Source organism: Campylobacter sp. FU_520, assembly GCF_025772385.1.
Classification (GTDB): domain Bacteria; phylum Campylobacterota; class Campylobacteria; order Campylobacterales; family Campylobacteraceae; genus Campylobacter_D; species Campylobacter_D lari_C.
Map to the genome: position 1 here is coordinate 22,429 of NZ_JAKMRZ010000002.1, position 19,901 is coordinate 42,329.

At 30.5% G+C, this 19,901-nt stretch carries 22 protein-coding genes; 3 read left to right on the top strand and 19 right to left on the bottom strand.

The features are described 5' to 3' along the window. Positions 1–18 precede the first annotated feature (18 nt). Together L8W55_RS00875 and L8W55_RS00880 are read right to left on the bottom strand one after the other, a co-directional pair. Entirely contained in the window at positions 19–855 is an 837-nt protein-coding gene (locus L8W55_RS00875) for an ATP-binding protein (protein ID WP_263676902.1), read from the bottom strand. A gap of 65 nt (positions 856–920) precedes the next feature. Then, positions 921–1,799, bottom strand: a complete 879-nt coding sequence (locus L8W55_RS00880; protein WP_263676904.1) for a helix-turn-helix domain-containing protein — start codon at positions 1,797–1,799, stop codon at positions 921–923. Positions 1,800–1,912: 113 nt separating this feature from the next. On the opposite strand from L8W55_RS00880, the gene L8W55_RS00885 reads away from it, so the two are divergent. Continuing rightward, positions 1,913–2,452: a superoxide dismutase family protein gene (locus L8W55_RS00885; RefSeq protein ID WP_263675564.1), complete on the top strand. Its 540-nt coding sequence runs from the start codon at positions 1,913–1,915 to the stop codon at positions 2,450–2,452. Positions 2,453–2,484: 32 nt separating this feature from the next. On the opposite strand, the gene L8W55_RS00890 is transcribed toward L8W55_RS00885, so the two are convergent. The 12 genes from L8W55_RS00890 to L8W55_RS00945 are packed head-to-tail and all read right to left on the bottom strand — an operon-like array spanning position 2,485 to position 12,489. Further along, entirely contained in the window at positions 2,485–3,006 is a 522-nt protein-coding gene (locus tag L8W55_RS00890) for a flagellar FLiS export co-chaperone (protein ID WP_263676905.1), read from the bottom strand. Between the two features lie 42 nt (positions 3,007–3,048). Then, complete coding sequence (locus L8W55_RS00895; protein WP_263676907.1) at positions 3,049–3,642, bottom strand: hypothetical protein; 594 nt, start codon at positions 3,640–3,642, stop codon at positions 3,049–3,051. 1 nt (position 3,643) lies between these two features. Beyond that, complete coding sequence (locus L8W55_RS00900; RefSeq protein ID WP_263676908.1) at positions 3,644–4,471, bottom strand: MlaD family protein; 828 nt, start codon at positions 4,469–4,471, stop codon at positions 3,644–3,646. Continuing rightward, positions 4,471–5,193, bottom strand: a complete 723-nt coding sequence (locus tag L8W55_RS00905) for an ABC transporter ATP-binding protein (protein WP_263676909.1) — start codon at positions 5,191–5,193, stop codon at positions 4,471–4,473. The genes L8W55_RS00900 and L8W55_RS00905 overlap by 1 nt, the downstream gene beginning before the upstream one ends. Further along, positions 5,190–6,290: an MlaE family lipid ABC transporter permease subunit gene (locus tag L8W55_RS00910; RefSeq protein ID WP_412175258.1), complete on the bottom strand. Its 1,101-nt coding sequence runs from the start codon at positions 6,288–6,290 to the stop codon at positions 5,190–5,192. Before L8W55_RS00910 ends, L8W55_RS00905 begins: the two co-directional genes overlap by 4 nt. A gap of 1 nt (position 6,291) precedes the next feature. Next, complete coding sequence (gene tkt / locus L8W55_RS00915; protein ID WP_263676912.1) at positions 6,292–8,196, bottom strand: transketolase; 1,905 nt, start codon at positions 8,194–8,196, stop codon at positions 6,292–6,294. Positions 8,197–8,199: 3 nt separating this feature from the next. Beyond that, the gene (locus L8W55_RS00920) at positions 8,200–9,045 is read right to left on the bottom strand and encodes a polyprenyl synthetase family protein (RefSeq protein WP_263676994.1); all 846 of its coding nucleotides are present in this window, start codon (positions 9,043–9,045) and stop codon (positions 8,200–8,202) included. Then, positions 9,045–10,124, bottom strand: a complete 1,080-nt coding sequence (locus L8W55_RS00925; RefSeq protein WP_263676913.1) for a PDZ domain-containing protein — start codon at positions 10,122–10,124, stop codon at positions 9,045–9,047. Before L8W55_RS00925 ends, L8W55_RS00920 begins: the two co-directional genes overlap by 1 nt. Then, positions 10,121–10,426, bottom strand: coding sequence for a YbaB/EbfC family nucleoid-associated protein (locus tag L8W55_RS00930; RefSeq protein WP_039667857.1), 306 nt, complete (start codon positions 10,424–10,426; stop codon positions 10,121–10,123). Before L8W55_RS00930 ends, L8W55_RS00925 begins: the two co-directional genes overlap by 4 nt. Further along, complete coding sequence (locus tag L8W55_RS00935; protein WP_263676914.1) at positions 10,427–11,710, bottom strand: UDP-N-acetylmuramoyl-L-alanyl-D-glutamate--2,6-diaminopimelate ligase; 1,284 nt, start codon at positions 11,708–11,710, stop codon at positions 10,427–10,429. Further along, positions 11,694–12,233 carry a histidine kinase gene (locus L8W55_RS00940; RefSeq protein ID WP_263659160.1) on the bottom strand — a complete coding sequence of 180 codons (540 nt, stop codon included), beginning with the start codon at positions 12,231–12,233 and terminating at the stop codon, positions 11,694–11,696. Before L8W55_RS00940 ends, L8W55_RS00935 begins: the two co-directional genes overlap by 17 nt. Continuing rightward, positions 12,220–12,489 (bottom strand): iron-sulfur cluster biogenesis protein NfuA, encoded by a 270-nt coding sequence (locus L8W55_RS00945; RefSeq protein ID WP_039619526.1) that lies wholly within the window; start codon positions 12,487–12,489, stop codon positions 12,220–12,222. The genes L8W55_RS00940 and L8W55_RS00945 overlap by 14 nt, the downstream gene beginning before the upstream one ends. A 122-nt stretch (positions 12,490–12,611) precedes the next feature. On the opposite strand from L8W55_RS00945, the gene L8W55_RS00950 reads away from it, so the two are divergent. Both L8W55_RS00950 and L8W55_RS00955 read left to right on the top strand, forming a co-directional pair. Next, positions 12,612–13,853 (top strand): multidrug effflux MFS transporter, encoded by a 1,242-nt coding sequence (locus tag L8W55_RS00950; RefSeq protein WP_263676915.1) that lies wholly within the window; start codon positions 12,612–12,614, stop codon positions 13,851–13,853. A 128-nt stretch (positions 13,854–13,981) separates the two neighbouring features. Continuing rightward, the gene (locus L8W55_RS00955) at positions 13,982–14,563 is read left to right on the top strand and encodes a zeta toxin family protein (protein WP_263672352.1); all 582 of its coding nucleotides are present in this window, start codon (positions 13,982–13,984) and stop codon (positions 14,561–14,563) included. A 166-nt stretch (positions 14,564–14,729) separates the two neighbouring features. Here the strand turns inward: L8W55_RS00955 and flgE are convergent, their stop codons facing one another. From flgE to hisIE, 5 genes are all read right to left on the bottom strand, one after another. After that, positions 14,730–17,192: a flagellar hook protein FlgE gene (gene flgE / locus L8W55_RS00960; protein WP_263676916.1), complete on the bottom strand. Its 2,463-nt coding sequence runs from the start codon at positions 17,190–17,192 to the stop codon at positions 14,730–14,732. A 321-nt stretch (positions 17,193–17,513) separates the two neighbouring features. After that, on the bottom strand, positions 17,514–18,029 hold the full coding sequence (locus L8W55_RS00965; protein WP_263676917.1) for a type II toxin-antitoxin system VapC family toxin: 516 nt from the start codon (positions 18,027–18,029) through the stop codon (positions 17,514–17,516). Further along, on the bottom strand, positions 18,029–18,376 hold the full coding sequence (locus tag L8W55_RS00970) for an STAS-like domain-containing protein (protein WP_114639934.1): 348 nt from the start codon (positions 18,374–18,376) through the stop codon (positions 18,029–18,031). The genes L8W55_RS00965 and L8W55_RS00970 overlap by 1 nt, the downstream gene beginning before the upstream one ends. Before the next feature lie 9 nt (positions 18,377–18,385). After that, entirely contained in the window at positions 18,386–19,258 is an 873-nt protein-coding gene (locus tag L8W55_RS00975; protein ID WP_114639933.1) for an ATP-binding protein, read from the bottom strand. A 5-nt stretch (positions 19,259–19,263) separates the two neighbouring features. Continuing rightward, a complete protein-coding gene (hisIE, locus tag L8W55_RS00980) occupies positions 19,264–19,890 on the bottom strand; it encodes a bifunctional phosphoribosyl-AMP cyclohydrolase/phosphoribosyl-ATP diphosphatase HisIE (protein ID WP_263676918.1) in 627 nt (208 codons plus the stop codon). Positions 19,891–19,901 lie beyond the last annotated feature (11 nt).

Genomic DNA, 19,901 nt, shown 5'->3' on the forward strand with positions numbered 1-19,901 from the left:
CTTTTGGCTTAAAAGTTTTTATAATTTTACTTTAATCAAGGCATTCTCTGCCATTTTTGGTACCCATAAATACTCACCATCAAAAAACATGTCTGCAGGACCTTTTATAGGGTTTAGATCTAGCTTTATCTCTTTGTTGTCTTTTAAAGTATAAATATACCCTTGAAGATTTTTACCCCAGCTTGACACTAAAAGATTTTTATCTTTATCAAACACTACACCATCAAACTGTTCTATTTTGTTACTTAATTCTTGAATTTTCTTTGTGTTTAAATCAATACTAATGATTTTTCCACCTGCTTTATCACTTGGATCATAACCTGCTACAAATAAAGTATTTTTTTCTATCAACAATCCATTTGGGCCACCATATTTTAAATCTAAATGGATGAAATTTTCGTATTTTTTCTCTTTTAAAAATACTTTATGAATATATCCTGTACCTGTATCACTCACTAACAATGTATTATTATCCAAAACTGCTATATCATTTAAAAATACTGCATTTTTTATAGGGAGCTTGAAAATTTCTTTTTTACTTTTTACATCAAAACCATATAAAACATCAATATCTACAACATACAAAACATCAGCTATTTTAGACATACCCTTTGGAGCATTAAGGTTTTTGATAAATTCTAGTTCTACAACTTTTCCATCTTTGTCTAACTTTGAAATAAAACCATCATTATCTTTATTTAGTGGAGTCAATTCTTTTCCTACATTAGACACATAAACCGCACTTTCATCTACATATACACTTTCAGGATGTGCAAAACCTTTAAATTCTTGCACCTCTAAAGCATTTGCACTACAAAATGCAAATAAAGCTAAAGCTAAAATACTTTTTTTCATACTGTTACCTTTCTTAATTATTATTAGTAAATTTTAATATAATTTAAAATTAAAATCTATCACTTTTAAGACAAAAAATATAAGTTTTTTGATTTTTGCTCTTGTTTTGGTGTAATGCCATATCTTTTTTTATATCTTGCTATAAACCAAGCAGGGGAATTAAATCCAAGCTCATGGCAAATTTGAGTGATATTCTTAGTGGAAAATTCTAGTAAAAATTTAGCCTTTTCAAAACGCTTATTATCAAGCCATTCTTTAGGACTTATCCCGAAACTTTGTTTAAAATTACGACTAAAGCTTGCCATATCCATTTTACTAAATTTAGCCATAGAAGCCACATTTTCAAAATCGTTTTTACAATACGCAAACATCTGATAAAGATCTAATTTAAAACCACTTAAAATTGCTTTTAAAAAGGTTAAAAATTCTGCATTGTCTTCACTATACAGTAAAGATAAAAATAATTCTTCAAATTTTAACTTAAGCAAATATTCGTTATTTTTAGAACTGTTTATATAAGGTAAAAATGATTGAAAAATACTCTTAGTTACAAAATCTGATTTTAAACTAAATAAACTTTTAGAATACTCTAAAGAGTTTAATTTAGAAATTAAATCTTGATATTTAAAAACAAGCTCTATCAAAATACACTCTTTAAAGCATAAAATAATAGACTTATAAGTATTTTCACTATTTAAATAATCTCTAATAGAAAAGGAATTTTTGGTAAAAAAAACAAGCTCATTTTCCCTTGCACTAAAATGATTATCAATAGTATAAATACTTTTAGAACCCTCTAATATAAAAACCAAAGCATAGTCTTTAAATACAACTTCTTGATTTTTATCATTTGAAGAATTTTTTTGATAATAACACAAAGAAAATAAAGAATTTTCTAACACATTGAAACTAACTCTACCAAAGTCTTTTGGAAAAACTAACATTTTGACCTTTTTATAAGTTTTTTGATTATTATATTTTATAAAAAATAATAAAGAATAATTTTTCATTAAAAATATATGCTACAATAAAGTAATTTTTAACAAAAGGAGAGAAAATGAAAAAAATCATTCTAGGTTCTTTACTAGCATCAAGTTTTTTAATTGGAGCAAATTTAGAAAATTTTGATCCAAAAGCACAAAAAGATCATCTAGTTATCAAAATGGAAATTCTTGATAAAAATGCCAACAAAAATGCAGGTGAAGTAGTAGCGGTACAAACTCCTTATGGAGTGGCATTTTACCCAAATCTTCAAGGTTTAGAAAGTGGAATTCATGGTTTTCATGTTCATGCAAACGCTGATTGCGGAGCAACTGATAAAGGTTTAGGTATGAAAGCAGGTGGTCACTGGGATCCTGAAAAAACTGACGCACATTCAAGTCCATGGGATGATAAAGGCCATAGAGGTGATTTACCACCACTTTATGTAGAAAAAGACGGTAAAGCAACTAATCCTGTATTAGCACCAAAAATCAAAACTCTTAATGAGCTTAAAAATCACTCTTTAATGATACATTTTGGAGGAGACAATCATAGCGATCATCCTGCAGCGCTTGGTGGCGGTGGCGCTAGAATGGCTTGTGGGGTAATTAAATAAAACACATACTAAAGGCTTTTTAGCCTTTAGTATTATTTAAAAAGCTTAGTAAAATCAAAATCATTCATAAAATCGTGGCTTGATCCGCCAAAACTTTGACTAGGACTATAAGTAGCAATAGCCACTGCAAGCTCGCTAAGCATAGAAGCTATTTCTTCTCTTTTATCTATTATATAAGCTTTCATACCTTCATAATCACTAGTTTCTAAAATTTTTAAAGGGTTGTAAATTTCAAAAGCAAAAGCCTTTGAACCTACATTTACATTATAATTATTATCAAATAAAGCATTGCCTAAAAATGAGCAATTATCTACTATTTTCAAACTCTCACTTGCGATTAATACTTTATCTTGCACATCTTCATAATTTTTATCTTCTAAAAGTTTTGAAATTTTTTTCAACGAAGAATCTAAAATTTGCAAAGCACCAACAAAATCGTTTGCATCGGTAATATCTTCACTAAATTTTTGTGTTTGGTGTTTTAAATTCGCACCATCTATACTTGAACCTACTTGTCCTAAATGTTTTTGTAAGATTTCTAATTCATCTCTCATAATACACCTTCCTTGTTATTGCTACAACAAGAAAAGCATTTTTTATTCCAAATTTTGATCTACCCAAACTCTAAAATCTTTAGCAAAAAGCAAAAAAACCTCATCGTAATTTTGGATTAAAATTTGAGGATTGTTATCATTTAATTCTTTTTCGTAGTAAAAATACTTACTTGCTATAAGTTTTTTAGTGTTTATTTGCACTAAATTTAAATTAATGCCTAATTTTATTTTAGAATACACCTCATCGCTAAAATCTTGCTCTAAAATATCTACTTTACTTTCTAAAACATAATCAGCACTAGCTAGACTATCTTGATTTAAAACTGCTTTAAACACCCCCAAATCTTGCAAATGAAATTCCAAAAAAGTTTTAATCATCAAAGCAGGATTTTCTTTCCAAAAATGATAAGCATAAGCATTAACAACATGATCTTTTTTATAAAAAATTTCATTAGTATAAGCTAAGCCCTTAGGTAAAGAAACTATAATAGTTGCATTTTTCATTTTATTTTGACTTTGCTCTAGCTTTTCTAAATTAATACTAAAATATTTATTTGCAGGCAAAGTTTGACTTGGACTAATCAAAGAACAAGCACTAAAAAAAATAGCTACTAAACTAATATATAAAAATTTCATTTTATTCTCCTGGAGCATATTGAATGGCTTTATCTTTATAAATTACATCGGAAGGATTTTGTTTTAAATTTTTTAATAATTGCGTAAAATCTAAAAATAAAACTCTTAAAATATCTAAATTTTCATTTAAAAGCATTCTGCTTTTATTAAGCTCGTTAAGTTGGCTATTAGCATTGTTTAAAAAATTTGAAAATTCATCTGCACTTTTACCAAGTTTAGAACTTGTTTTATTTAAATTTTCTAAAAATGCTGGCGCATTAGCATTTAAATGTGCGGATAATTCTGATGAATTTTGTAAAATTTGCTCGATATTTTTTAAATTTTTATCACTTAAAAGATTTTCTAGTTTAAGCTTTGAAACATTAATAAGCTCTAAAAGATTATTTGCTTGCTTGTCTATACTCGTAAAAAAACTTTCTTTTGATTTTATGATAGGATAAACATCATCATCTGCTTTTAAAACACTAGCTTCCTCACTACCCCCTGCAAGCTGAATGAATTTAAACCCTGTTATACCTTGAATTTGTAAGCTTGCATAAGTATCTGTTTTAACAACTAAACTAGAATCAAGCTTAACTAAAATTTTCACTCTTAGTTGCTTGCTCGAGCTATCTATGCTGATATTTTCAACACTACCAACATCCACTCCTAAAAATTTAACCGGAGCTTTGACGCTAAGCCCTGCAACTGATTCTTCCATATAAATTTCATAATAATTAAAAGATTTTTCATCTTTTAAATTCCCATACCAAACGATAAAAAATAAGCTGATAAAAAATAACACACAAACAAAAATTCCGATCAAAATATAATTTGCTTTATTTTCCATTATTGCATAAACCTCTCATAAAGTCTTGGATTTTGCTCTTGTAAAGCCTCAACATTTCCCAAAAAACCAACTTTTTTATTCTCTATAATCAAAAAGCGATTTAATACATTTTTCATACTTTCTTTATCGTGAGTAATTAAAACTACACATAATTTAAAACTTTGTTTTAAACTCAAAAGCAATTCATCAAATTCTCTCGAGCTATAAGGATCAAGCCCTGAAGTTGGCTCATCTAAAAAAAGCAATTTAGAATCAAGCGCCAAAGCTCTAGCTATGGCCACTCTTTTTTTCATACCCCCGCTTAATTCACTTGGATAAAGTTTAGCCACACTCTCATCAAGTCCTACCATCTTAAGCTTCATCATAGCTATTTCTTTAATGTCGTTTTTGCTAAGTTTTGTGTATTCAACCAAAGGTATGCTAATGTTTTCAAGTATATTAAAAAAGCTAAATAATGCTCCATATTGAAAAACAACACCCCATTGTTTTTGCAAAAACAAAGCATCTTCATCGCTTATATTTTTTAATCTCTTGCCTAAAATTTCATACTCACCCTTATCAAAATGCTCAAGCATTAACATTTGTCTTAAAAGCACAGATTTACCACTGCCACTGCCACCTAAAATGCCAAAAATTTCATTATCTTGCACTTCAAAACTAATATCTTCATGTACACATTTACTTCCAAAATAAGTGCTGATATTTTTAGCCTTTATAATCAAAATCCAGCCTTTGTTAAAAATACAGAGAAAATCGCATCAAAAGCTATCACCCAAAAAATAGCATTTACCACACTTTTTGTCGTATAAACACCTATGCTTTCAGTGGTTTTTTGTACAAAAAATCCCCTAAAACAAGCAATAGAAGCAATCAAAAATCCAAAAATAGGTGCCTTTATAAGCCCTATGATAATATGTTTTAGCTCCACTGCTTCCTTGAAACGACTCATAAACTCACTCATGCTAATTTCTAAACTAAACCAAGCAACTACAATTCCACCTATAATGCTTAAAATATCAGCTACTATTACCACTAAAGGCATAGCAAGCGCTAAGGCTAAAACTCTAGGTAAAATGATAAACTCACTCTCTTTAAAACCCATAGTTTTCATCGCATCGATTTCATCAGTAAGTTTCATTACTCCAATTTGGGCTGTATAAGAACTTGCACTCCTACCAGCTATAACAATGGCACTAATTAATGGCGCAAGCTCTCTAGTAGCAGAAATTCCCATTAAATCGACAATATAAATATTAGCTCCAAATTGTGCAAGTTGATACGCAGCTTGATAAGCAAGCACCACACCCACAAGTAATGAAGTTAGCATAATAATAGGCAAAGCATTAATAGCACTATTTTCTACATGATATAAAAATGCCTTAAAGCGAAGTTTTTTAGGATTTAAAAATGTTTTAAAACAAGTATAAATGATAAGCCCTATGAAATTTAAAAACTGCACTAAAAGCGCAAAAGATTCAACAACCTTTTTTCCTAAATTTTCAAAAAATTCTTTGATTGTTTTTTTATCTTCATGAGAATTATAAAAGCTTTTATAGTGTTTTTGACAAAGTTCAAAAAGCTTAGTATGCTCGCTTTTAAGATTTATCCTACTAAGCTCAAAACCTTTTTGCTTAAGTTCATTTTCTAAAGCTAGAAAATACCTAATCCCAGCAGTGTCTATAAAATCTAAATTTGCAAAATCAAAAATAATATTTTTTTGAGTAGGAAAATCTAATTTTTCTAATTTTCCTACGTTAGTTTTATCCCATATACCAAAGACGCTAAAAATGCATTCTTGATTTTTAATGTCTTTGATGATTTTATTTTTCATTACATAAACTTAAAACATATGAGCTTAATTTTTCCTCACTAAATCCAAAATGCTCAAATACATCTTTATCTTTACCACTCTCACCAAAACTTTCTATGCCATAAAGCTCATCACAAATTCTATAAAGTTCATTTGAATTTGCAGCTTCCACACCTATAACTTTACCTTGTAAAATTCTTTCTTTATAAGATTTTTCTTGAGCGATAAATAATTCATAACAAGGCATAGAAGCCACATTAGCAATCACACCTTTTTCTTTTAAATTCTTAGCTACTTTTAAACACAATGATACTTCACTACCGCTTGCTAAAAGTGTAAATTGTGCATTTGCGTTTTCTTCTAACAAATAAGCCCCATTTTCCACATCTCCAAAAACAGACTCACTTAAAGCATTTAATTTTTGGCGTGATAAAACAAAAACACTTGGCATATTAGTTTTAAGTGCAATCTGCCATGCTTTTACATTTTCAACTCCATCAGCAACTCTAAATGTTAATGAATTTGGCATAGCTCTAAAAGTGCTAAGTTGCTCTATAGGTTGATGTGTTGGGCCATCTTCACCAACCCCTATGCTATCATGAGTAAAGATGAAAAAGTGTTTAGCCCTCATCAAAGCTGCTATTCTTGCAGCAGGTTTTAAATACTCGCTAAATATAAAAAAGGTAGCACAATAAGGCAAAAACAAACCATATCTAGCAAAAGCATTTGATATAGCAGCCATTGCATGCTCTCTTATGCCATAGTGGATATTTTTTCCATTTGGGAAATCGCCCATATCTTTAAGTTCAGTTTTATTTGAAGGACCTAAATCTGCACTACCACCTAAAAATCCCGGTAAAGCTTTAGCGATAGCATTTAAAATCATACCATTGCTATCTCTAGTAGCCAAATCTTTTCCTTTAAAATCAGGAAATTGTATTTTTGAAAAATCAGGTTCTAAAAGCTCTTTTAATAAAGCTTGCTTTTCTGCATTTAAATTTTGCACTTTTTGATTCCACTTAGCTTGTGCTAAATCCCCAAGTTCTATTGCGGTACTAAAGCGAATTTTAACTTCTTCTGGAATTTCAAAAGTTTTTTGCGGATCAAAACCTAAAGCTTCTTTTGCTTTTTTAATAAGCTCTTCACCCAAAGGCGCTCCGTGAGAATGATGACTTCCTTCAAGCTCTAAAGCCCCTTTAGCTATGGTAGTATGAGCGATGATTAAACAAGGCTTTTTACTTTCTTTAGCCGTTTTTAATGCTAAATCAATTTGCTCAAAATCATGCCCATCTATCTCAAGCACTTCAAAATTTTGCGCTCTAAAACGCTCTTTTACATTTTCATTAAAGGCAATAGCCACATCACCTTCGATTGAAATGTTATTGCTATCATAAATGATGATTAAATTATCAAGTTTATGAAGTCCTGCTAAAGAACAAGCTTCATAAGAAATTCCTTCTTGTAAATCCCCATCACCGCATAAACAATATACTTTATGATTGATAATATCTTCACCCAAAAGTAAACTTGCTTTTTTAGCTGCCATAGCAAAACCAACCGCATTTGCAATACCTTGTCCTAAAGGTCCTGTAGCAATTTCAACGCCTGGAGTGAAAATTTCAGGATGACCTGGAGTTTTAGAGTGTAATTGACGGAAATTTTTTAAATCCTCTAAACTTACATCATAACCACTCAAATGTAAAAAGCTATAAAGCAAAGCACTAGCATGACCGCCTGAAAAGACTAATCTATCGCGGTTTAACCATGTAGGATCTTTTGGATTATGCACTAAATGGGTACTTAAAACACTCATAATATCTGCTAAACCCATAGGTGCGCCTGGATGGCCCGAATTTGCTTTTTGTATCATATCCGCACATAAAAATCTTATAGTGTTGGCTTGTTTTTGTAACATTGTTTAACCTTTTAAATATTTATCAATCAAAATTTGAAGCTCATTAGCAAGCTTAGAGTCTAAATTTTTCATTTTTTCTTCACATAGTGCAATTTTATCATCTTTTGCCTTTTTAGCACCTTCTAAACCCAAAAGTTTTACAAAAGAATTTTTATGCAAGTCATTATGAGTTGGCTTTCCTGCTTCTTGAGTATCTAAAGTCGCATCGATAATATCATCTTTGATTTGAAAAACTAATCCTATCAAAAGCCCTATTTCATAAATTTGCTCACATTCTTTTTCATCTAACTCACAAATTTCACAACCCATTTTTAAAGCCGCTGCGATTAATCTTGCAGTTTTATGAATGTGTAAAAACTCAACTTGTTCTAAATTTAAAGGTATATCTTCAAAATAACAATCAATAGCCTGCCCAATAATCATACCATTAAGCCCTGCATTAAAGGCTAGAGTTTCTATAAGTTTTAATCTGACATTTTCTTTTAAATCAAGTCTTGAAAGTAGTAAAAAAGCTTGAGTATTTAAAGCATCGCCCACTAAAATAGCGGTGGTTTCATCGTATTTTTTGTGTAAAGTTTGTTTTCCTCTACGCAAAGAAGCATTATCCATAGCAGGTAAATCATCATGTATTAAAGAATAAGTATGGATAAATTCCAAAGCCAAAGCCGCATTTAAAGCCTTTTCAAACAAAGCAGGATTTTTAGCATTCACTATCCCTAAAAGAAGTTGGGCTCTAAAATGCTTCCCACCAGCTTCTAACATCCATTTTAAAGCCTCATTAAAAAATGGATGAAAGCTTTGAGTTTTAGGAAAATTTTGCTCTAAATGTTGTTTGAATTTTTCTAAAATCACTTATTTAGCCTTATAAAAAAGTCAAAGTATCCTTTATTAAAATGCTCAAAATCATTATTTTTCGCCGAAGGGATATTACTTGCTTGTCTTGAAACTAAAACATCAAAAGTATTAGCTTGAGTTAATATGGTTTGAAGCTCATTAAAATTGTTGATTTTTTGATTATTAATTCTTAAAATTTTATCCCCTTTCATAAATCCAGCCATTTGTGCTTTAGAATTTGGAGTTACTTCTGTAACATTCATTTTCATATCTACGCGCAATCCTAGATTACTATAAAAAGAAGTTGGCTTAGCTTGTACTACTTTTTTAGGTTTAGCAAATACGCCTAAATCTTTATCAAAAACTGTTGTAGAAATATTTACATCTTTATTATCTCTTAGCATATTAAAATACAAAGTTGCACCACGATCAGCAAATAAAATTTTCTCATTTAATTTTCTTATATCATCATAAACTTGCCCATCTACACTCACAAGCTCATCATTAAGTAAAAATTGTCCATTTTTACGCACATTTTTTACATAAATTTTACCATCACGCATATCAAAATCCACACCTATATCACCCCAATAAACATCAGGATATTTTGCAAAGTGTTTTAAATAACGATTGCCTATAAGCTTACCATCTTCTAAGCTTATACCAAGCATTTTACAACATGGCGAATTAAGTTCTCCGATTTTAGAAGTAAAATCAAGCTGATCACGTTCTGTTAAACTTTGTCCAAAATACTTCAAATGCCCTATATAGCTTTTATTGCTATCTAAAATTCCCACCCAGCTATTGCGTGTTAATTCCTCTTCATTTCCCATAGGAGCAGGGATTAAACTAAAATCTGTTTTTACTAAATATAAATTTAAAAAAGGATCATACTTAGTATAGCTGTTTAATTTCGCATTTTTGGTTTTAACTACTGCTAAAGTATTTTCATTTAAAGCAAAAGCAGGCAAGCCCTCATAAATTAACATACTAGCTTTGTTTTTTTCATAACAACCCAAAAAATCATTAAAAGTCGGTCTTGGCACAGCAAAAAGCACACAAGTTATGCCTAAAATACAAAGTAAAATTCTCATAGCATTCCCATTCCGCTAAATAAATTACTAGCCATTGATTTTTTATTTTGTTCTACCATTTTCATCACATCATTAATCGCTGCGATTAATAAAATTTGCATAGACTCTTTATCTTCAAGCAAAGAATCATCAATATTTATATCGATGATTTCACCTTTTCCATTAGCACTAACTTTTACTAAACCACCGCCACTTTTTGCACTAAATTCTTTTTTTAAAGCTTCTTGCTCTAATTCATTTGCTTTTTCTTGAGCCTTAGTTAAAAGTTCGCCCATTTTAGAAAAATCCATATTTTCAAACATTTATTTTCCTTCTTTTAATATCTCTAATACTACTTCTTTATCATTAAAAGGATATTTTACACCCTTGATCTCTTGATAAGTTTCATCACCCTTACCCAAAATCACGACAAAATCATTTTTCGTTTTAAACTCTAATGCTTTTTTTATCGCTTCTTTTCTATCACATTCTATAAAAACGCCCTCATCTTTTTCTATACCACTTAAAATATCATTAATGATATCCATAGGCTCTTCTGAGCGTGGATTATCACTTGTGATGATGAGTTTTTTGGCATAATGTTTGGCGATTTTAGCCATTAATGGACGCTTAATTTTATCTCTATCTCCTCCTGCTCCAAAAACCACGATCAAATCACGATATTTTAAAGCATCTAAAACCTTTTCTATGCCATCAGGCGTATGAGCAAAATCTACAATCACATCTTTTGCAACTACTTGCATTCTACCTTCAATGCCACCAAAATTACTAATGGCCTTTTCAAGCTCTTTTAAATTTGGCTTTACAAGTTCATTCACACAAGCACTTGCAGCCAAAAGATTATAAAGATTAAAAAGCCCCACCAAAGAAGAGTCAATCATAAAGGTTTCTTTTCCAAAATTTACCACAGCTTCAATGCCATTTTTTAAAGCATAAGCTTTGATATGATAATAACTTGGATTTTCCACTCCATAAGTAAAAGCACCTTTGACATTAAAATTTATAGCTTTTGCATCTTTATTGATAAATTTCATACACTCATCGGTAAAAAAACTTTCTTTTGCCGCTTGGTAGTTTTGAAAGTTTCCATGAAAATCTAAATGATCTTGAGTAATATTAGTAAAAATTTTAGCCTTAAACTCAAGCCCTTCAATGCGGTTTTGCACCAAAGCATGTGAGCTTACTTCCATAATTAAAAATTCACATTTTTCCTTACTTGCTAAAGATAAAAGCTCTAAAGTTTGCAAAATAGGAGCAGTAGTTAAGCCTTTTGGAATGATATTTTTATCATTTATAAAACTACCCCTAGTTCCCATCAAGGCACATTTATAACCCAAATCAAGCAAGATAGAATAAATAGCCCCTGCAGTAGTTGTCTTGCCATTTGTGCCTGTAATGCCTATGATTTTTATATTTTCATCTATATTTAAAAGTTTCTTACACTCAGTTATATTTATAATTTTTGCTTGTTTTTCTAAAGCTTGATGAAGAAATTTTTCATTTTGAGTAGTTTTTAAGAAAAAACAATCTTTTTCGCATTCATTAGAATTATCACAAATGAAAGTATTTTCAATCTTTACTATCATAATTTAATTCCTTGATTTTCTCACTAAGCTTGATAAATCTATAATTAGAATAAAAATGCACCGAAACATCTTCCATATAAGCTACAAGCATATCTTTATAACCATGCTCTAAAAGCTTTTCTAAAAAATCCACAAAATCTTCTTTATCATTAATGATAAGTTTATTTGATATTATAACATTTTCTAAAGCTTGTTTAAACCCAACTTTTGCTTCACTAAGTAAAAAATCTTGATAACTCAAGCCCTCAAAATCCTCACTATCTTCCTCAAATTGCACACTTTGACTAAGATTAATGAGTTTTTCTAAGTCTTTATCTACTTTAGTATTTTTATAATTTTGCATAAAAAACTCAAAAAACACAAAAGCTTCTTCAGGACTTTTTAACGCCAAATCACAAATATTAATAAAAGTTAAAAGTCTTTTATTTTTACGCTTTTCATAAGCAAGAGAAAAATACATCTTAGCGTTTTTAAAATCTTTTTTATAAAAGCATTCTATGGCTATTTTTTTATAATTTTGCAAATTCGCTTTCCCCGCCTGCTAAATTTACTATAGTAATATCTGGATGTATATCGATTTTAAGTTGTTTTTCCAAGCCATATTTCAAAGTCGTCCCACTAGCTGGGCAGCCATGACAAGCTCCGGTTAGCTTCACATAAACTACACCATTTTTAACCCCTAAAAAATCAAGCCCACCACCATCATTTTCTAAAATATGCATAGTTTTAGCCAAGCTTGCTTTTACAGGCTCTATTAATTCCTCATCACTAAAAGGCATATTCATAATTTTTCCTTGATTATTTTTAGTTTAATTTTATCTTATTTGCCTTTAAAAAATGTAAATTATTGTTTATTTTAGACTTTTTGCTATACAATGGTAAAAAGACTTTAGGAAATTTTATGCAAAAACACACCCAAATAAAAGGTTTTGAAAAACTCAAACTCATTTTTATATTAGGCTTTTTATCTGCCATAGCACCACTTTCAACTGATATGTATTTACCTGCTTTAAATGAAGTAGAAAAAAGCTTTCAAACAAATTCTTTTTACACTCAACTTTCTCTTGCAAGTTTTTTCATCGCCTTTTCTTTAGGTCAGCTTTTATATGGACCATTAAGTGATGTATATGGCAGAAAAAAACCTTTATACATAGGACTTTTTCTTTTTATTTCTTCAAGTATTGCTTGTGTTTTAGTTGATTCCATTCATGCATTTATAGCTTTGCGTTTTTTTGAAGCTTTGGGAGGTTGTGTGGGTGTAGTTGTAGCAAGAGCTATAGTAAATGATGTTTTTGAGCTTAAAGAAGCAGCGGGAGTTTATGCTTTGATGATGGTTTTTACTTCTTTAGCTCCTATGCTTTCCCCTACTTTTGGTGGGATTTTGCTTGAGTTTTTTTCTTGGCGTAGTATATTTTTGACATTGTTTATTTTAGGCTTTATTTTATTTTTACTTGTTATTTTTGCCTTAAAAGAAAGCAACCTCAACACCCAAGATAAAAAATTCAATCACAAAGAAGTTGCAAAAAGTTACAAAAAAATCCTAAAAGATCGTCGTTTTGTGGTGTATTTACTTTGTGGGAATTTAATCTTTGCAGGTTTTTTTGCTTATTTAACCGGTTCATCTTTTGTTTTTACGCGTGTTTTTGAACTCAGCCCTCAACAATACGCAGCCCTTTTTGGAGCCCATGCTTTAAGTTTTGTTGTATGTGCTAATATAAACGCAAGAATAGTTCTTAAACTCTCACCTTATTATGTTTTACCAAGAGCGCTTATGATGATTACTTTTTTAACTTTTGTACTCATTTTAGGAGCAACTTTTGATCTAGGTTTTTGGGCTTTTGAAATTCCTTTATGTTTAATCATAGCAAGTTTAGGTTTTATCCTGCCAAATACCACTACTTTAGCTATGGCAAGATCAAAACAAAATGCAGGTAGTGCTTCAGCACTCTTAGGAGCAGCGCAATTTGCTATGGCGGGAGTGATGGCATTTTTAGTAAGTCTTTTAAATGCTAATACACCTATATTTTTATCGCTTATTTTAGGAACTTGTGCATTTTTATCTTTGATTTCTTATCTGAGTTTGATTAATAAAAGAAAGTTAAGTAAAATCAAAAAGAAGTTAAGCGTGATTTCTCACGCTTAATTAAGCAATATTTTTGAAAAGATTCACTGACTATATCGAACCTTTTTCAAAAAACTTTATATTTATTTTCAAAACACTTATAAACAATTTATGTTAAAATTTCTCATCAATCAATAAAGGCTTTATTAATGAAAAAAATAGCTACTATTTTTGCAGGTGTTAATGGATCTGGAAAAACTACCTTGTATTATAATGAACTTGAAAAAAACAAAGACTTTGGACTTAGAATCAACATCGATGAAATCGTAAGTAGCTTTGGGGATTGGAAAAATCAAGAAGATCAATTTAGAGCTTCAAGGATAGCCATTAAAATGCGTGAAAACTATATCAAAAAAGCTTATGATTTTAACCAAGAAACCACACTTTGTGGCACTAGCATTTTATCTTTATTCAAAAAGCTACAAAAAAATTCTTACACTATAAATCTTTACTACATCGGACTAGACTCTCCAAACACAGCAAAACAAAGAGTTAAAATTCGCGTAGCTAAAGGCGGGCATGATATAAAAGAAGAACTTATAGAAAAAAGATACTATGAGTCTTTACAAAATTTTAACACCGTTGCTAAATTCTGTAATCACATTACTATTTTTGACAATACCCAAAATTACAAAAAACTCTTAGAATTTAAAAACAATAAGCTAGAAGTATTTGAAACTACCAAATGGCTAGAACCATTAATGATAAATTTTAAAAATCCAAGTTTATAAATTTTTATTTTAACTTGTCGATATGCAAATCATGCTACTCACTCCTTAAGGCAAAAAAGAAGTGAGTTAGCAATAGATTGAAGGCTTCAAGGTCATCAAGTATTACAAGGCTACCTTGATAACCTTGTAAAGCTTGATCCCAAGGTTTTAAAACCTTGGGTTAGAATTATTGTTTTAATTGAAGCAAAGTATTTAAAAGCTGATCACTTGTAGTAATCGTTTTTGAGTTTGCTTGATAACCCCTTTGGATTACGATAAGCTCGGTTAATGCACGGCTTAAATCCACATTTGACATTTCTATAGCTGAGCCTTTTAAGCCCCCTCTACCACCTTCACCAGCATGACCTATAGTAGGTGTTCCTGAGTTTGCTGTCGCTTTGAAAAGGTTATTACCCATTTCTTCAAGACCCATGTTATTTGGGAAAGTAGCTAGAGCAACCTTAGCTAGAGCTAGAGTTTTACCATTTGTAAATTCTCCATAGATATAACCATTCTCATCAGTTCTTAATGCATCTGGTTTTAAGTTACCCCCTGTGTAACCATCTGTTTCTTGTTTAGTAGTAGCTGAATCTTTATCATAGCTTGTTAAACCATCAAAACCACCTGTTGTACCAAAGTCAAGTTTTATAACTTGATCAGGTTTTGAGCCGTTATTTCCAGTGAAATTTAGCACATTTGGCGTATAGCTTTGTAAAGAGCCATCATTACCAAATCTTAAATTTCCTACTACTATATTTCCTGGAGCTCCATCACCACTAAAATTAATCTCTGCAGGCTCAGGTACTGAGATGATGATAGACCACTCAGCTCCACCATCTGCTGTTTTACTTTGCTTAGTAAATTGCACAGTTAGCTCATGTCTAGTTCCTAATGAGTCAAAAATTTCTATACTAGCAGTATGAGCTGATAAATACATGTCTTGAGAATATTTTTCATTATTGCCTGCATTGAAATTTCCATCTAAGGCACTAAACATTGCCGTGAATTTGTCATTTGTGGCGATTTTATTTACCTCATCTGAAAAGCCTGTAACTTTAAAAGTCATATCCTTAGCATTATCTACTTTAGGATTGGTAATTTTAAATCTACCATCGCTTTCTACTACCACTTCCACACCAGCATTTGCATCTTGTGCATTCCCAGGAGGATTGGCCCAGTTTTCTAAAGAACCATCTCCATCATAGTCCACACCCCATCTTGCATCTCTTTGCATGAGTTCTCTTAAATCTTCTGTAGTGTGAAAAACTCTTTGTCCATTTACACTAGGCATATGCGCATCTGCTTGATTACCAGCATTTGGATTAGGATTTGGTCCTATATCTACATTATTTGGACTATAAATATACTCATGGGCTGTAACTACCTGGACAGTAGTTTTTGCTTGATCATTGCCTACACCAGTAGTTCCCAACCAAGCACTACGGGCAACACCATTAAGTTGCAAATGATCACCAGTTACATTGCCTCCATCGGCAGGAAGTTGCGGAACTCTAACTTGTCCACCTGCCGTAGTTGCAGCATTTACAGTGATATCTAAATTTTTAGATTTTGCCGTAGTTCCTGTGCTATTATCATTAGTAAAAGTAATTTTTCCATCAACAACTGAAGCTACAACACCAGTTTCAGCTGTCTTAGCATTGATAGCATTGATAAAAGTTTCTTGTCCCACACCTTCTGCTTTTATATTTACACCATTAATAGTAATATCTAATACAGCATTTTGAACTGTTCCATCTGGTTGTTTAAAACCCCAAAATGTATAGTTGGAACCTGCTTGCCATTTTGCTGGATCTTGTGGTAAATCAGCATTCATTTTAACATTTGAAGTATGTTTAGCATCAGCATAACTTATCCATATACCTTGACCACTTCTTAAATTTAAACCCTCACCTTGAGCGTTAAATACCACGCCCATATCCACACCTTTTTCAGTTACTTGGGCTCCACTTTTTGAAGTAGTGTAAAATTCAGTATGGCCAGTATCATTTTCATCTATTACTGTTCCTGTGTCATTTCTCATACCATGAGTAGAATCTAATGCATAAATAGGTCTTTTAGCAGAAGCATTAGCACCTAGAGTATTACCACTATCTAAATTTGCTGTAAGACTTACTGAAGTACTTGGTCTAGCAGGCATACTCATACCAGGTGGGATCACTATATCGCCTACTGAGGTTGAAGAGTCAATTTGCCCTGTTTCTTGATTATAGTTCCAACCTTGAACGGTATAGCCGTTATTATCTACGAAATTTCCTACTGCGTCTGTTTTAAAGTCCCCTGCACGGGTATAATACTGAGTAGTACCACCATCATTTGAAACGATGAAAAATCCATCCCCGTTAATAGCCATATCGGTGTTTTTATCTGTGGTTTGGATATTACCTTGAGAGTGAATTCTAGTAGTAGAATTTACACCAGAACCAAGTCCTACTTGCATAGGGTTTTTACCACCTAGGTTACCATCTGGAGCTGTAGCTATCTTAGAAGTTTGACTCATAAGCGTTGAGAAATCCGCACGAGAATATTTAAAACCAAATGTATTAACATTTGCTATGTTGTTACCTTCTACATCCATTGCGTATTGGTGTGCTTGGAGTCCAGAAACCCCAGCCCAAAGAGATCTCATCATAATTAAATCCTTTAAAAAATATTGCTTTGTGAATATCTCACAATCTTCTATTGCTTAGCCAAGATAAAGCAATAAGTGTTCCAAAAATGTAAATAAAATGTTATACAATTGAATACATATATTACAAAAGTAATTTAGTAAAATAATGGAAAATAAAGCTTTTGGTCAAAAATTAATGTCTACAATTTTCATAACAAATTGTTATAAAAATGCATACTATATCTTTAAAGTGTAAAGTTTTTTTAAAATTACTCGATATAGTTAGTGAATCTTTTCAAAAATATTGCTTAATTAAGCGTGAGAAATCACGCTTAACTTTTATTAAAAATTTTTTAATGCAAGAATATCAAGATCTTTATTTTTAAAATCTTTATCGTTAGTGAATAAAATCATATTTTCTTGTTTGCAAATTTCTACTAAAGCTTTATCACATAAATCAATAGTTTCATTATCTAAAATTTTCGCAACAAAATTTTTATCAAAATCTACCATCACAAGAGAAAATTTTGCTAACAATAACTTGACAATATTAGTAATATCTTTTTCTATTTCTGAACCCTCTTCGCTATTTCTAAAATTTTTATACTTCAGTTGCTCATCTAACTCTTTTGCCTTTTCAAATTCAATTTTCATACAACGACTATAAAATTCAGAAATATTTAAAAAACTAGTATAACACAGAGCTTTTGATTTTAAAAGCTCATTATATAAACTAGCGCATTCTTCTTGTAGTTTACTATCACTTGCATAAAAAAGATAAATCAAAATATTAGTATCGAAAAATATTTTTTTATTATCTAGTGTAGCAATGTCCTTTAAATGATAAACAACAGACATCAATCTTCTTCTAAAATTTCTTTTATAGATTGGCTAATTTTACCAGAGTTTTTGTAATAATTTTTAGCATTATCTGTTACTCTTTTTAACATTGCCTTATCTTCATCTTTCATATTTTCAACACTAAGTTTTTCTTTTATATATTCCTCGCGAAAATCATTGTATAAATTTCCTATAGCGGAATTTAAAAAGGCTGTTGTCAAAATATTAATATCCTTAAATGACAACACTACTTTATCTTCAGTTTCTAATACTTTTTTTATCTCTGCAAAAACTTTTTCCCCATCTTCAGATAAGATACATTGGCTGTTTGTAAGCTGATTTATATTTATTGTTTTTGTTTGCATATTTTTTCCTTAAAATAAATCATCATCTTCTATTTTTAACTGATATGAGTTAGTATCATTTGTTTTAAATATCATATTAACCATACTACCATAAAATTCATAATCTAAAATATTATATTTTTCTTTATTGCCACCCATTTCATATAAACAATCCCCACTTAAAATTTGCAGCTTTCCTTTATTTAACTTTATAAATTCCATTATAAGTTTAAAACCAAGACCTCCTGTTTGTTTTTTAGTTGTATTTCCCTCTTTTATAGCCCATTTAATAGCATTTTCAGAAGAAAATTTTTGTCCAAAATAATTATTTAATTTTTTAGCAAATCCTATTCCGGAATCAACAATAGAAAAATGCAACTCATGTTCTTTCTCATCTAAAAAACTACAAATATAAATTTTATCACTTTCGCTATGTATATTTGCGTTATCAAAGATTTCAAAAATTGATTTTGCAATTTCTTTTTTTACCAATTTACTTATTTTTGGAAATTCTTTATGATCTAATATTACTGAATTAACATACTCCTTAAATACTTCACTTTTAGATTCTTCTTTTGTTTTTATATGGAAGTATTGTTTAAGTTTAGAATGTTTTGTGAAATTTCTTTCATAATTGAAATTTTCTAAAAATCCAATATTATGTAATTTTGAATTACTTGATTTAATAATAATATTATAAGTTTTTAAATATTTTTCTATATAAACACCCAACAAAGCGCATAAACTTACATCAAAAGAATCTTCAATTTGGATAATAATATTATCTGAAAAATTATATTCGGAAAATATTTTTCCAAACTTTAGAATTTTATTATAACCTTTCAAATCACTTTGGATATCTTTTAAAAGATGATGAATAAATATCTGTTTATTGATATTCATACTGTTTATTTTGAATTTCTTTCTTTTAATTTAGCAATCACATCATTTAAACTCAAATCCGCATCAGCTAATAACACTTCTAAATGATAAAGTAAATCAGCAGCTTCATTTATAAGCTCATCTTTGTCTTTAGCAGTAGCAGCCAAAGCGGTTTCAACGCCTTCTTCGCCTACTTTTTGCGCTATGCGTTTAGTACCTTTTGAAAAAAGCTCAGCCGTGTAAGAAGAACTTGCGCAAGTGTTTTTGCGTGAATTGATGAGCCTTTCAAGACGCGATAAAAATACAAAATCAGCTTTTTTAGAAAGCGTTTCAAAACAAGAAGTATCGCCTGTATGACAAGTAGCGCCTTGAGCTTTTACAAGGATTAAAATACAATCTCTATCGCAATCAAGCCCCATATCTATAATATGTAAGAAATTCCCACTTTGCTCGCCTTTCATCCACAAACGCTCTTTAGTACGTGAGTAAAACACAACCTTTTGATGCTTAAAACTCTCTCTTAGAGCTTCTTCATTCATAAAACCTTGCATTAAAACTTCACAAGAATGATAATCTTGTATGATCACAGGAACAAGGTTATTAACCTTTTGCCAGTTAATGCTTTTTATAAATTCTTCTTCATTTATACCCATAATTTTTCCTT